General features: G+C 71.8%; 12 protein-coding genes. All 12 read right to left on the reverse strand.

The window, feature by feature from the left end; all coding sequences use genetic code 11:
- Nucleotides 1-37 precede the first annotated feature (37 nt).
- Complete coding sequence (gene leuB, locus ACF3NH_RS00920; RefSeq protein ID WP_198364377.1) at nucleotides 38-1,150, reverse strand: 3-isopropylmalate dehydrogenase; 1,113 nt, start codon at nucleotides 1,148-1,150, stop codon at nucleotides 38-40.
- A gap of 55 nt (nucleotides 1,151-1,205) precedes the next feature.
- Nucleotides 1,206-1,829 carry a 3-isopropylmalate dehydratase small subunit gene (gene leuD, locus ACF3NH_RS00925; RefSeq protein WP_198364376.1) on the reverse strand — a complete coding sequence of 208 codons (624 nt, stop codon included), beginning with the start codon at nucleotides 1,827-1,829 and terminating at the stop codon, nucleotides 1,206-1,208.
- Between the two features lie 3 nt (nucleotides 1,830-1,832).
- Nucleotides 1,833-3,263 (reverse strand): 3-isopropylmalate dehydratase large subunit, encoded by a 1,431-nt coding sequence (leuC, locus tag ACF3NH_RS00930; protein ID WP_198364375.1) that lies wholly within the window; start codon nucleotides 3,261-3,263, stop codon nucleotides 1,833-1,835.
- A gap of 171 nt (nucleotides 3,264-3,434) precedes the next feature.
- Nucleotides 3,435-3,809, reverse strand: a complete 375-nt coding sequence (rplS, locus tag ACF3NH_RS00935; protein WP_198364374.1) for a 50S ribosomal protein L19 — start codon at nucleotides 3,807-3,809, stop codon at nucleotides 3,435-3,437.
- Nucleotides 3,810-3,856: 47 nt separating this feature from the next.
- Nucleotides 3,857-4,588, reverse strand: a complete 732-nt coding sequence (trmD, locus tag ACF3NH_RS00940) for a tRNA (guanosine(37)-N1)-methyltransferase TrmD (RefSeq protein ID WP_422921538.1) — start codon at nucleotides 4,586-4,588, stop codon at nucleotides 3,857-3,859.
- Complete coding sequence (gene rimM / locus ACF3NH_RS00945; protein WP_198364372.1) at nucleotides 4,585-5,187, reverse strand: ribosome maturation factor RimM; 603 nt, start codon at nucleotides 5,185-5,187, stop codon at nucleotides 4,585-4,587. Before rimM ends, trmD begins: the two co-directional genes overlap by 4 nt.
- Before the next feature lie 27 nt (nucleotides 5,188-5,214).
- Nucleotides 5,215-5,550 (reverse strand): 30S ribosomal protein S16, encoded by a 336-nt coding sequence (gene rpsP, locus ACF3NH_RS00950; RefSeq protein ID WP_198364371.1) that lies wholly within the window; start codon nucleotides 5,548-5,550, stop codon nucleotides 5,215-5,217.
- 34 nt (nucleotides 5,551-5,584) lie between these two features.
- Nucleotides 5,585-6,973, reverse strand: a complete 1,389-nt coding sequence (ffh, locus tag ACF3NH_RS00955) for a signal recognition particle protein (protein WP_422921540.1) — start codon at nucleotides 6,971-6,973, stop codon at nucleotides 5,585-5,587.
- 202 nt (nucleotides 6,974-7,175) lie between these two features.
- Nucleotides 7,176-8,771, reverse strand: coding sequence for an ABC transporter substrate-binding protein (locus ACF3NH_RS00960; RefSeq protein ID WP_232476780.1), 1,596 nt, complete (start codon nucleotides 8,769-8,771; stop codon nucleotides 7,176-7,178).
- A 14-nt stretch (nucleotides 8,772-8,785) separates the two neighbouring features.
- A complete protein-coding gene (locus ACF3NH_RS00965) occupies nucleotides 8,786-10,300 on the reverse strand; it encodes a serine hydrolase domain-containing protein (protein WP_422921541.1) in 1,515 nt (504 codons plus the stop codon).
- A gap of 84 nt (nucleotides 10,301-10,384) precedes the next feature.
- Nucleotides 10,385-11,101, reverse strand: a complete 717-nt coding sequence (locus ACF3NH_RS00970) for a DUF1428 domain-containing protein (RefSeq protein WP_422921542.1) — start codon at nucleotides 11,099-11,101, stop codon at nucleotides 10,385-10,387.
- 180 nt (nucleotides 11,102-11,281) lie between these two features.
- Complete coding sequence (locus ACF3NH_RS00975; protein ID WP_422921543.1) at nucleotides 11,282-13,450, reverse strand: anthranilate synthase component I; 2,169 nt, start codon at nucleotides 13,448-13,450, stop codon at nucleotides 11,282-11,284.
- Between the last annotated feature and the right edge of the window lie 146 nt (nucleotides 13,451-13,596).

The following is a 13,596-nucleotide window of genomic DNA, read 5'->3' on the forward strand; positions in this document are numbered from 1 at the left end:
GAGGCCCTTCCCCCGCGCAAGAGGCATTTTTGCGTCGTTACGCGGCCAGCTTGTCCAGCTCGCGCAGCACCGCATCGCCCATGACGCTGGTCCCGACGCGCGCGGTGCCATGGCCCATGATGTCGGCCGTGCGCAGGCCGCCGGCCAGGACCTTCTCCACCGCCTGCTCGATCATCGCCGCATCCTCCTCCATGCCGAAGGACCAGCGCAGCAGCATGGCGAAGGACAGCAGCTGGGCGCAGGGATTGGCGATGCCCTTACCGGCGATGTCCGGCGCGGAGCCGTGCACCGGCTCGTAGAGCGCGTGGCGGCGGCCGGAGGAATCCGGCGCGCCCAGCGTGGCCGAGGGCAGCATGCCGAGGGAGCCGGTCAGCGCCGCGGCGAGATCGGAGAGCAGGTCGCCGAAGAGATTGCTGGCGACGATGACGTCGAACTGCTTCGGCCGCGAGCAGAGCTGCATCGCGCAATTGTCGGCATACATGTGGCTCAGCTCGACATCCGGATACTCGGACTTGCCGACCTCGCTCACCACGGCGCGCCAGAGGCGGCCCGACTGCATGACATTCGCCTTCTCGACGCTGGTCATCTTGCCGGTGCGCTTGCGCGCCAGGTCGAAGGCGACGCGCGCCACGCGGGCGATCTCGTCCTCGGTATAGACCTCGGTGTCGATGCCGCGCCGCTTGCCGTTGGGCAGCGTCTCGACGCCGCGCGGCTCGCCGAAATAGATGCCGCCGGTGCTCTCGCGCACGATCATCAGGTCGAGCCCGCGCACCACATCGGGCTTCAGACTCGACGCATCGACCAGCGGCTCCAGCACGAGCGCCGGACGCAGATTGGCGAAGAGACCCAGCTCCTTGCGCAGCCGCAGGATGCCGAGCTCAGGCCGCTTCTCGAAGGGCAGGCCATCCCATTTCGGGCCGCCGACCGAGCCGAAGAGCACGGCATCCGCGTTCAGCGCGCGCTCCACCGTGGCATCCGGGCAGGGCGAGCCCTCGGCATCCAGCGCGGCGCCGCCGACCAGCCCTTCCTCGAGCGCGAAGCTCACATGCCGGCGCCGGTCCATCCATTCGATGACGCGGCGCACCTCGCGCATGACCTCGGGGCCGATGCCATCGCCGGGGAGAACCAGCAGTTTCTTGTTGGCCGACATGGGCGTGTCTCGTCCCTCTTTCTCTCCGGGCCCGCCGCCAGCCGGCGGGCCACCCTCATTCGGCGGCGTCCTGGTACAGCCAGGGCTGCGCCGCGCGCCGCTTCGCCTCATAGCCATCGATGGCCGAGGCACGCTGCATGGTCTGGCCGATATCGTCGAGCCCGTTCAGCAACAGGTGGCGACGCAGCGGGTCGATCTCGAAGGGGATCTCCTCCCCGTTCGGGCGCACCACCACCTGCCGCTCCAGATCGATCGTGAGGCGCGCATTCTCGCCCATGCGCGCATCCTCCATCAACTGATCGCAGATCTCGCGCGGCAGCTTCACCGGCAGGATGCCGTTCTTGAAGCTGTTGTTGTGGAAGATATCGGCGAAATCGGGCGCGATGACGCAACGGATGCCGAAATCCAGCAGCGCCCAGGGCGCGTGCTCGCGCGAGGAGCCGCAACCGAAATTCTCGTGCGCGATCAGGATCTCCGCCCGGCGGTAGGGTTCCTGGTTGAGCACGAAGTCCGGATTCTCGCTGCCATCCTCGCGATAGCGCAGATTGGCGAAGGCGGCCTTGCCGAGGCCGGTGCGCTCGATGGTCTTGAGGAAGCGCGCCGGGATGATCTTGTCGGTATCGACATTGGCCATCGGCAGCGGCGCGGCGATGCCGGTCAGGGTGGTGAAGGCGTCCATGGATCAGTGCCTCCCTTGGGCGGCGAGCTGGCGCACATCGGTGAGGTGGCCAGTGATGGCGGCGGCGGCGGCCATGGCCGGCGAGCAGAGATGCGTCCGCCCCCCCGGCCCCTGCCGCCCCTCGAAATTGCGGTTCGAGGTGGAGGCGCAGCGCTGGCCCGGCGTCAGCTTGTCCGGGTTCATGCCGAGGCACATCGAGCAGCCCGCCTCGCGCCACTCGAAGCCGGCCTCCCGGAAGACGGCGTCCAGCCCCTCGCGCTCGGCCTGCTGCTTCACCAGGCCCGAGCCCGGCACCACCATGCCGCGCACGCCCTCGGCCACGCGGCGGCCGCGCACGATCTCGGCGGCAGCGCGCATGTCCTCGATGCGGCTGTTGGTGCAGGAGCCGATGAAGACGACATCGACCTTGAGATCGGTCAGCTTCTGGCCGGGCGTCAGGCCCATGTACTCGACCATGCGGCGGAGCTGCGCCCGGCGCGCCTCGTCCTGCCCGCTCTCGGGGTCCGGCACGGTCGCGGTGATCGGCAGCACGTCCTCGGGGCTGGTGCCCCAGGAGACCATCGGCACGATCTCGGCGGCGTCCAGCACCACCTCCTTGTCGAAGACCGCGCCCTCATCCGTCGGCAGGCTGCGCCACCATTCGATGGCCCGCTCCAGCATCTCGCCCTGCGGCGCGAAGGGGCGGCCCTTGATGTACTCGAAGGTCGTCTCGTCCGGCGCGATCATGCCGGCGCGGGCGCCGCCCTCGATCGACATGTTGCAGACGGTGAAGCGCCCCGCCATGTCGAGCGCGCGGATGGCCGAGCCGGCGAACTCGATGACATGGCCGGTGCCGCCCGCCGTGCCGATCCTGCCGATGATGGCCAGCACGATGTCCTTCGCCGTGCAGCCCGGCGGCAGGGTGCCGTCCACCGTCACGCGCATGTTCCTGGCGCGCTTCTGCAGCAGGGTCTGGGTGGCGAGCACATGCTCGACCTCGGAGGTGCCGATGCCGAAGGCCAGGGCGCCCATCGCGCCATGCGTCGAGGTGTGGCTGTCGCCGCAGACGATGGTCATGCCGGGCAGCGAGAGGCCCTGCTCCGGCCCGATGACATGCACGATGCCCTGGCGGGCGTCGGTCAGCGGGATATAGGGAACGTCGAAGGCCTTGACGTTCTTCTCCAGCGTCTCGACCTGCAGCCGGCTCTCGGGGTCCTCGATGCCGGTGTAGCGGGAGGCGTCGGTGGCGATGTTGTGGTCGACCACCGCCATGGTGCCCTCGCGGCGGCGCAGGGAGCGGCCGGCCATGCGCAGCCCCTCGAAGGCCTGCGGGCTGGTCACCTCATGCACGAGATGCCGGTCGATGTAGAGAAGCGCGGTGCCGTCCGGGAGTGTCTCGACGACATGGGCGTCCCAGATCTTGTCGTACAGCGTCCGCGGCTTCGTGGCCGACATCGTGTGGTTTCCTCGTGGCAGGTGGTTCATGCCCGCGCGGCGCGGGGCTGGGGCCCATACCGCCCGGGTAGCCATTCGCCCGGGGGCCGAGACCCCAGGGCCGGCGCCGGCCCCTCTCGGGGACCGGCTCCCGCCATCAGGTTGCGATCCCCGATGGCGGAGGCAAGGGGCTCACTCCTTGGCGCGCGGAGCGGCCTTCTCGGCGATGCGGGCGGACTTGCCGGTCCGGCCACGCAGGTAATACAGCTTGGCGCGGCGCACCTTGCCGCGGCGCAGCACGGCGATCTCGGCCACGTTCGGGCTGTAGAGCGGGAAGACGCGCTCGACACCCTCGCCGTAGGAAAGCTTACGCACCGTGAAGTTGCTGTGCAGGCCCTTGTTGGAACGGGCGATCACCACGCCCTCATAGGCCTGGGTGCGGGTGCGCTCGCCCTCGACCACCTTCACCATCACGCGGACGGTGTCGCCGGCGGCGAACTCGGGCACGGCACGGGCAGAGAGCAGGCGCTCCTTCTGTTCCGTGTCGAACTGCTGCAGCAGGTTCATGGCAAAAATCCTCTCGTCAATCCGTTTAGGCGGCGCGGGCCGCCCGTTCAATCCTGTGTCTCAACAAGCCGGCCATGCGGGCCGCCCCGCCGGGCCCATAAGTCGGGCCGCCGTTCGCGCGTCGCCGCCTCCGCCTGCTCCCGCCGCCATCGCGCCACCGCCGCGTGGTGGCCGGACAGCAGCACCTCCGGCACCCGCCGCCCCTGCCACTCCACCGGGCGGGTGTAGTGCGGGTATTCGAGCAGCGGCGCCGCGGCCTCGGCGAAGCTTTCCTCGGTGGCGCTCTCCGCCCCGCCCATCACGCCCGGCAGCAGCCGCACGCAGGCATCGAGCAGGACCAGCGCCGCCGGCTCGCCGCCCGAGAGCACGAAGTCGCCCACCGAGACCTCGCGCAGGCCGCGCGCCTCGATCACCCGCTGGTCCAGGCCCTCGTAGCGGCCGCAGACCAGGACCAGGCCCGGCCCCGCCGCCAGCTCCCGCACCAGCGCCTGATCGAGCAGGCGCCCGCGCGGGGTCAGGTAGATCAGCGGGCGGGCCGGCCCTTCCGCCAGGGCGGCGGCGCAGGCGGCATCGACCACGTCCGGCCGCATCACCATCCCGGCGCCGCCGCCGCAGGGCGTGTCGTCCACGCTGCGGTGGCGGTCGGTGGCGAAGTCGCGGATCTGCAGCGTGTCCAGGCGCCAGAGACCCTCCCGCAGGGCGCGGCCGGCCAGGGAATGGCCGAGCGTGCCCGGAAACATCTCCGGGAAGAGGGTGAGCGCGGTGGCGTGCCAGCTCACGCGCCGCCCCCCCGCACGCCGCGCGGCCCGCTGCGCCGCGGCGCGTCCTGCCGGCGCGGCAGCGACTGCAGCGGCTCCGGCGGCGCGCCGGCCTCGGCTTCCGGCGCCGCCATCACCGCCTCGGGCGGCGCGGCGACGAGGAAGCCCCCGGCCAGATCCACCACCGGCACGGCGGCCCGGGTGAAGGGCAGCAGCAGCTCCCGCCCCTGATCCGCGGCGACGGTCAGGAAGGCGCCGGCACCGTAATCCTCCACCGCCCGCACCTGGCCGAGCGCCCGACCCTCCGCATCGCGGACGTCGAGGCCGATCAAGTCGGCGAGGTAGAACTCCTCCTCCTCCGGTGGCGGCAGCAGGTCGCGCGCCAGATAGAGCCGGGTGCCGGTCAGCTTCGCCGCGGCCTCGCGGTCGGCGACGCCCTCGATGCGCGCCAGACCGCCACTCAGCCAGTGCAGCACGAAGCGCGTCCCGCCGCTCTCGTCGGAGAGCGGGCCGTAAGCGGCGATGGCCGCCGGGTCGGCGGTGAAGGACTGGACACGGACAAGGCCCCGCACACCGTGCGGCCGTCCGATCTCCCCCACCAGGATACGCTTGCTGCCCATGGCGCGTGACGATCAGCCGCCCGGACTTCAGCCCGCGGCGGCCGCGGCGGCGCGCTCCTGCGCCTTCTTCTTCGGCGCGGCCTGCTTCGGCTGCTCGCGGAAGACCGGCATCGGCGCCAGCTCGGCGCGGCCGAGGAACTTCGCCACGCGGTCGGTCGCCACCGCGCCGTTGCTCAGCCAGTGCTTGATGCGCTCGTCGAACAGGCGCACGCGCTCGGCGTGGTCGGAGGGCAGCATCGGGTTGTAGCTGCCCACCTTCTCGATGAAGCGGCCGTCGCGCGGGGAGCGGCTGTCGGCCACCACGATGTGGTAGTAGGGGCGCTTCTTGGCGCCGGCGCGCGCGAGGCGGATCTTCAGGCCCATGATCTTTGGCTCCGTAGTGGGTGTCGTCGGTGGTTCAGAAGGGGCGCTTGCCGCCCCCCATGCCAGGAAGGAGCGCGCCGAGACCGCCGCGCATCAGGCCCTTCTGGCCGAGCTTGTTCATCCGCTTCATCATCGCGGACATGTCGTCGAACTGCTTGAGCAGCCGGTTGACCTCCTGCACCGAGGTGCCGGAGCCGGCGGCGATGCGCCGCTTGCGGGAGGCCTTCAGGATCTCCGGGCTGCGGCGCTCCTTCGGCGTCATGCTGCCGATGATCGCCGCCTGGCGCTTCAGGATGCTGTTGTCGAGCTTGGCCTCGTCGATCTGGCCCTTCAGCTTGCCGATGCCCGGCAGCATGCCGAGGATGCCGGACAGCGAGCCCATCTTGCCGATCTGCTTCAGCTGCGCCGCATAGTCCTCCAGGTCGAACTGACCCTTCTGCATCTTGGCGGCGAGCTTCTCCGCCTCGGCCTTGTCGATCGTCTCGGCGGCGCGCTCGACCAGGGAGACGATGTCGCCCATGCCCAGGATGCGGCTGGCGATGCGGTCGGGGTGGAAATCCTCCAGCGCGTCCAGCTTCTCGCCGGCGCCGAGCAGCTTGATCGGCGCGCCGGTCACGGCCCGCATGGACAGCGCGGCACCACCGCGCGCATCGCCGTCGATCCGGGTCATGACGATGCCGGTGAGGCCGACGCGCTCGTTGAAGGCGCGCGCCGTCTGCACCGCGTCCTGGCCGGTCATGGCATCGACGACCAGCAGGCTCTCATGCGGCCGCACCGCGGCCTTGACCTCGGCCACCTCCGCCATCAGCGCCTCGTCGATCGAGAGGCGGCCGGCGGTGTCGAGGATGACGACGTCGTAAAGCTCGCCGCGCGCCACCTTCATGGCGCGCTCGGCGATCTGCAGCGGGGTCTGGCCCTGCACGATCGGCAGCGAGGTGACGCCGGCCTGCCGCGCCAGCGTCTCCAGCTGCAGCTGCGCCGCCGGGCGGTGCACGTCGAGGCTGGCCAGCAGCACCTTCTTCTTGTCGCGCGTGCGCAGCCGCAGCGCGATCTTGCCCGAGGTGGTGGTCTTGCCCGAGCCCTGCAGGCCGATCATCAGGATCGGCACCGGGCTCGCCGCGGCCAGGCTGAGGCCGGGGACATGCTCCACCCCCTCGCCGCCGCCGAGCGCCTCGACCAGGCAGTCGTTGACGATCTTGATGACCTGCTGGGCCGGCGAGACGGAGCGGATGACATCGGCGCCGACGGCGCGCTCGCGCACCTTGGCGACGATGTCCTTGACCACCGGCAGCGCGACATCGGCCTCCAGCAGGGCGATGCGCACCTCGCGCGAGGCCTCGGCCACGTCGGCTTCGGTCAGCGCGCCACGGCGGCGCAGCCGGTCGAACACCCCGTTCAGCTTGCCCGAAAGCGCCTCGAACATCCGCCCTCACTGCCGGCGCCCTGCCGAGCGCCCAAAACAAAACGCGCCGCTGCGCGAGCCTTCGCGGAGCGACGGAGCCGGGCCTCTCCGGGAGGCGTCCGACCATGATGACCGGGCACAGGCCCGGGCCGGGGCGATGTAGTTGATCGGCGGCGGGGGGTCAAGCGGAACCGCCCTCCCCTCCGCCACCGGCCCGCGCCGGCTACTTCTTCTCGATGTTCCAGAAGACCAGGATCGGCGCCGTCAGCACGCCCGAGACATTGCTCCGCCGGGCATAGGGCTGGTCGTACTGGCCGAGCACCCGGTAGGGCTGCACCTCGGCCAGCCGCCGGTGCAGCGCCTCGGTCGCCGCCTTCTGCGAGGCGGCGTCCACCGCCTCGACCACGCCGTTGCGCAGCCGCTCCGCCTCGGCATCGCAGGGCCAGCCGGCCCAGGCGCGCTCACAGGCCATGTTGGTGCCGATATTGGTGATCGGCGACTGCATGGTGGCGCCGGAGGCGAAGGTGACGAAGAGGTTCCAGCCGCCCTGGTCGAGCGTGCCGCGGTTCTGCTGCCGGGTCGTCACCGTGCCCCAGTCGGAGAACTGCAGGTCGACATTCAGCCCGGCCTTGCGCAGCGATTCCGCCGCCACCTCGGCCATGCGGCCGATCGGCGCGATGTCGTAGGTCGAGGTCAGCACCACCCGCTCGCCCTTGTAGCCGCTCTCGGCCAGCAGGCGGCGGGCGGTCGCCAGATCGGGCTTCGCATAGCCCGCCGCGCCGGCCTCGGTGCCGTTCGGGCTGCCGCAGACGAAGTAGGAGTCGCAGCGCCTCCACCACTTCTCGTCACCGAAGCCGGCGGTCAGGAAGTCGGCCTGGTCGGTGGCATAGGCGAGCGCCAGCCGCGCGCGCGGGTCGTTGAAGGGCGGGTGCAGGTGGTTGGGGCGCAGCATCGCCTGGCCGGGCAGGCTGGAATAGGTCTCGACCTTCACGTCGCGGCTCCGGGCCAGCACCGGCACCAGGTCCTGGCTCGGCTGTTCCCAGAGGTCGATCTCCCCGGTCTGGATCGCCGCCGCCGCCGTCGCCGCATCGGGCATGATCACCCATTCGACGCGGTCGAGCTTCACCACCCGGCCCCCGGCCAGCCCGTCCGGCGGCTCGGCCCGCGGCACGTAGTCGGGGTTGCGGTCATAGACGACACGGGCGCCGCTCTGCCACTCGCCCCGGTTGAAGCGGAACGGGCCGCTGCCGACGGTCTCCGTCACCGGCTTCATCGGGTCGGTCAGGGCATCGCTCTCGCGCATGATGACCGGGATCTGGCCGACGCCGGAGCCCAGCGCGAAGGGCACCATGCCCGTCGCCGTCTTCAGCCGCAGGGTGAAGCTGCGCCCGTCCACCGCCTCCAGCGCGGCGGTGTATTCGGCAAGCTTCACGCCGACCGTGTCGCGCGCCATCCAGCGCTTCAGCGAGGCGATGACATCCTTCGTCGTCACCGGCTGGCCATCGTGGAACTTCAGCCCCTCGCGCAGGCGGAAGGTCCAGACCAGCTTGTCGTCCGAGACGCTGTAATCCTGCACCATCATCGGCTGCGGCTGCAGCTTCGAATCCCAGGCGAAGAGCGTCTCGTAGATCATCAGCCCGTGCATGCGGGTGATCAGGATCGAGCCATGCACAGGGTCGAGCGACTTCAGGTCGGCATGTGGCGCGACGCGCAGCACGCTCTTCGGCGCGGGCTGCGCCGCGGCGCCGGGCGCCCCGGCCAGCATCAGGGCGGGAAGCAGCGGCAGGGCGAGCAGGGCCGCGCGGCGGGAATGGGTCAAGGAGGCTCTCCGAATCAGGATCTGCGGTGAAGATGCAAGACCCGTGCCCGGTGGCTGGCAAGCCGCAGGCTGCCATCGGGCTGCAGCCACAGGCAGGGGCGGTGCCGCCAGGGTCCGTGCGACAGGTCGGCCAGGGCGCGGCCGCCCGGCAGGGGTGTCAGCCGGCAGCGCGCGCCGATGCCCCCGGCCCAGTCGAAGCGGGCCTCGCCCTCCGGCGTGACGCGCAGCCCCGTGCCGAGGACGGGATCGGTCCATTCGCCCGCCAGGGCCGGATCGGGCGCCAGCCCCTCCGGCACGCGCAGCAGGCGCCGCGCCACCCCGCCCACCATGCCGGCCAGCGCATCCGGCCCCTCGGCGCGCAGGCGGATGTCGAGATAGGCCGGAAGGCTGCGCCATTCGCCGCCCGGCGCCGCCACCAGCCGCTCGAAGCCGCCCATGACGCTGATCGAATCCGCCGCCAGCTCGGCCCAGAAGGGACCTTCGGCGGCGGCGAAGAGGCCGGGCGGCACCGCCAGGGGTGCCGCGGGCAGCGGCTCGCCGGTCAGGGCGGCCATGACGCGCAGCGCCGGCCAGAGCGCCTCCTCCTCCCGGTTGGTCAGCACCACCACGCCGAGACCCAGCTCGGGCGCCATCAGGACATGGTTGCGATACCCCGGCAGCGAGCCGCCATGCCCCACCAGCGCCACCCGGCCCAGCGCGCTGCGGACCAGTCCCAGGTGATAGACGCTCTCGCTGCCATCGGCGAAGCGGCGCGGCGCCGCCAGCCGCTCCAGGATCCCGGCCAGCGGCCCCCGCCCGGCCATCAGCGCAGCCGCCCAGCGGGCCAGCGCCGTGGCGCTGCCGGCCAGGCCGCCGGAGGCGGAGAAGTGCAGGCCATAGCGCCCGCGCCGCCAGCCGGCCCCATCCCACCAGTAGCCGGTGGCGAGGCCCGGCACGGGCACGCTCTCATCCTCGGGGAAGGCGAAGGGCAGGTCCAGCGGTGCGAAGAGCCGGCGGCGCAGCGCCTCGGGATAGCTGACGGCGCGCCGCTCCGGCAGGATGCGCTGCGCCAGCCGCCAGCCGGTGTTGGAATAGGCCATCTCGGTGCCGGGCGCGGCATTGAGGGCGGGGATGCGGCGGGCGACCGAGAACACCTCCTCCGCCGTCAGGCTGGCGGTGAAGGGCACGCCCTGCTGCCAGAGCAGCTCCATCATGTCCGGCAGGCCGCCGGTCATGTCGAGCGCGCGCTCCAGCGGGACCGCCGCCACCGCCGGCGGCAGCCCGTCCAGCAGCGTGCCCAGGGGCGCCTCCAGCGGGATCTCCTCCAGCAGCAGCGTGGCGGCCAGGAAGTGCTTGCTGATCGAGGCCAGGCGGTTCGGCGTGTCGGGGGTGAAGGGAAGGCCGTGCTCCAGGCTGGCGAAGCCGCCGGCCGCGGCATGGCGGATGCCGGCCGTGTCGAAGAGCAGGATGGCCCCGCCCGGCCCCCGTGCCTCCGACCAGGCGCCGGCGAGGGCGGCGGCCTCCGCCGCGGCGGCATTCCAGTCGGGCATGGTCCTGCGCTCCTCGCCGGTGGGTGGGGCGCATTCTTCGGCGCGCGGGCGGAAAGGGGAAGCCCCGGCCGCGCGCCGGCCGCGTCAGGCGTCGAGCAGCACGCTGAAGCCGCCCATGATCATGCGCTTGCCATCGAAGGGCATGTCCTTGGGCGGTTCCTTCATCCGCTCATCCGTCATCATCGCCTGGACGGCGGCGTCGCGCGCCGCGCGGTCGCGATACTCGATCCAGGCGAAGACCACCGCCTCCTCCTCCGTCGCATGGACGGCGCGGCGGAAATCGGTGCGCTGACCCTCCGGCACGTCATCGCCCCAGGCCTCGACCACGCGCAGCGCGCCGAGCTCCCGGAAGACCGGCAGGATCCCGCGCGCCATCGCGACGTAATCCGCCTTGCGCCCCTGCGGGACCGGCAGGACGAAGCCATCGACATAGCCGCCGGTGCCACCGCCCTCGTCCATCAGCGGGGCGAAGCCGCCATGGATCAGCCGCCTGCCATCGAAGGGCATGGCCGCGCCCAGGGCCTGCATCGCCGGGTCGGTGCGGAAGCGCGCATTCGCCGCGTCGCGCGTGGCGCGATCGGGGTACTCGACCCAGGAGAAGACCACCGTCTCCTCCGGCGTCGCCTGCACCGCGCCCCAGAAGTCGTTCAGCTTGCCCCTCGGCACATCGTCACCCCAGGCCTCGACGCAGCGGGTGGCCCCGAAGCCACGGAACAGCGCCGCGGCCTCGGCGGCGTGGCGCGCATAGGCCTCCCTGCTGCCGGTGGGAACGGTGACCACGAAGCCTTCCACATAAGCCATGCCTGGGTTTCCTCCTCCCGTTGACCCACGCTTCCTGCCGCGATTTTAGGTTGATATCAACTATAAACCCCATGGCCGGGGCACGCTTGGCGCGATCGTGAAAGTCCGCTCCTTCCGACCCTTTCCGCGGGAGGGGGCGCGACCCCCTCCCTCCTCCCGACTCCGGGCGCCAACGCGCCCCTACGCCACCGCCGCCGGCTGCCGCAGGGCCGCAGCGATCAGCGGCATGCCGATCCGCGCCGGGTCGGTCATCAGCGACTCGGGGTGGAACTGCACCGCCGAGAGCGGCAGGCGCCGGTGCTCGATCGCCATGACCACGCCATCCTCCGTCTCCGCCGTCGCCACCAGCTCCGCCGGCAGGTCGAGGCGCCGGGCGTGCAGGGAGTGGTAGCGCCCGACGGTGAAGGTCCCGGGCAGCCCCGCCAGCAGCCGCCCGCCGAGGTTGCGGATGCGGGAGGGCTTGCCGTGCATCGGGCGGGACAGCAGGTCCAGCGTACCGCCGAAATGCTCCACCATGCCCTGCAGGCCGAGACAGACGCCGAAGCCCGGCAGGCCGCGCCGGATGAGGAGGTCGAGCGTGTCCGACATGGCGAAGTCCGCCGGCCGGCCCGGCCCCGGCGAGAGCAGCACGAGGTCCGGCGCCTCCCCCTCCCGCAGCGCCTGGCGCGCCATCCCTGGCCGCAGTGTGCGGACCGAGGCACCCGCGGCCCGCAGGTAGCCGGCCAGGGTATGCACGAAGCTGTCCTCGTGATCGACCAGCAGCACCCGCGCCCCCATGGCCGGGCGCGGCGCGGCGGGCGTGGCCGCCACCGCCGCCTCGCCGCGCAGTGTGGCCAGCATGGCGCTGGCCTTGAGCCGGCATTCCGCCTCCTCCGCCGCCGGGTCGCTGTCATGCAGCAGGGTGGCGCCGGCGCGCACCTCGGCGATGCCGTCCCGCAGCCGGATCGTGCGCAGCGTCAGGCCGGTGTTCATGTTGCCGTCGAAGGTCATGCGGCCGATGGCGCCGCCGTACCAGCGCCGCGCCGAGCGCTCCTCCGCCTCGACATGCCGGATCGCCCAGCGCTTCGGCGCGCCGGTCACCGTCACCGCCCAGGCATGGGAGAGGAAGCCGTCCAGCGCGTCCATCTCCGGCAGCAGCCGGCCCTCGACATGGTCCACCGTGTGGATCAGCCGCGAGTACATCTCGATCTGCCGCCGGCCGATGACCTTCACCGTGCCGGGGACGCAGACGCGCGACTTGTCGTTGCGGTCCACGTCGGTGCACATGGTGAGCTCGCTCTCCTCCTTCTCGGAATTGAGCAGGGCGCGGATGTTCGCCGCGTCCTCCAGCGCGTCGGCGCCGCGCCGGATGGTGCCGCTGATCGGGCAGGTCTCGATGCGTCCCTCCTCGACGCGGACGAACATCTCCGGGCTGGCGGCGACCAGGAACTCGCCCTCGCCCAGGTTCATCAGCGCGCCATAGGGCGAGGGATTGACCCGCCGCAGCCGCTCGAAGAGCACGCTCGGCGCCTCGTCGCAGCGGGCCGAGAAGGTCTGGCCCAGCACCACCTCGAAGAGGTCGCCGCGCGCGAAGGCCCGCTGCGCGCGCTCCACCATGGCGGCGTATTCCCCGGGCGCGAAGTCGCTCTCTGGCGGGGTGGCCTGCCCGCCGGGCCGGTGGGGGTCGGCCGGCGTCGCGCGCGGCAGCGCCTCGGTGGAGCCGCCATCGAGCAGGAAGTCGTAGCGGTGCAGCCGGGCGGTGCCGCGCATATGGTCCACCACCAGGATCTCGTCCGGCAGGTAGAGCACCAGGTCACGCTGGCCGGCGTCGCGCGGCAGGCGCAGCGGCATCGGCTCGAACTGGAAGACCAGGTCATAGCCGAAGGCGCCGTAGAGGCCGAGATGCGGGTCCTCCGCGCTGCCGAAGAGATCGCGCAGCGCCCGCAGCACGGAGAAGACGGAAGGCTGGCGGGAGCGCTCCTCCTCGGCGAACTGCGCCTCCGGCTCGCGCAGGGAAAGATGCAGGCTATCCGCCTCCCGCCGCATCGCGGCCAGCGCCGGCAGGCCGCGCAGCGCCGGGGCGATGACGCCGAGCAGCCGCCGGCCCCGCTCGTTCAGCCCGCGCAGCACCATCTCCCGCCCCCGGGCCGCGATCATCAGCGGCGGATCGGCGAAGCCCAGGTCCCAGCGGGTGTAGCGGCCGGGGAACTCGAAGGAGGATGAGAGCAGAACGCCGCGTTGCCGGTCCAGCCGGCCGGCGAGCTCGGCCAGGACCTGCCCGACGGGAGGGCCGCCGGCCCCTTCCCTGGCGAGATCCAGGGTCTGGCGCTGGATGGTGAGACCGCCCTGGGTCTGGTAACGCGTCTGCATCGGTCGCTCCGGGCTGGGCTGCCTCGGGTCCGGTGCGCATCGGCTGTCAGGATATGAAGATGGCCGCCCGGTACCCCGAGGCGGCCATGAAAAGGTTCGAGATCACACGGCCGCCTTATGAAAGGGGCCACCACCAGCTTGCAGGT

It is taken from the genome of Pseudoroseomonas sp. WGS1072 (assembly GCF_049340465.1).
Taxonomy (GTDB): Bacteria; Pseudomonadota; Alphaproteobacteria; order Acetobacterales; family Acetobacteraceae; genus Pseudoroseomonas.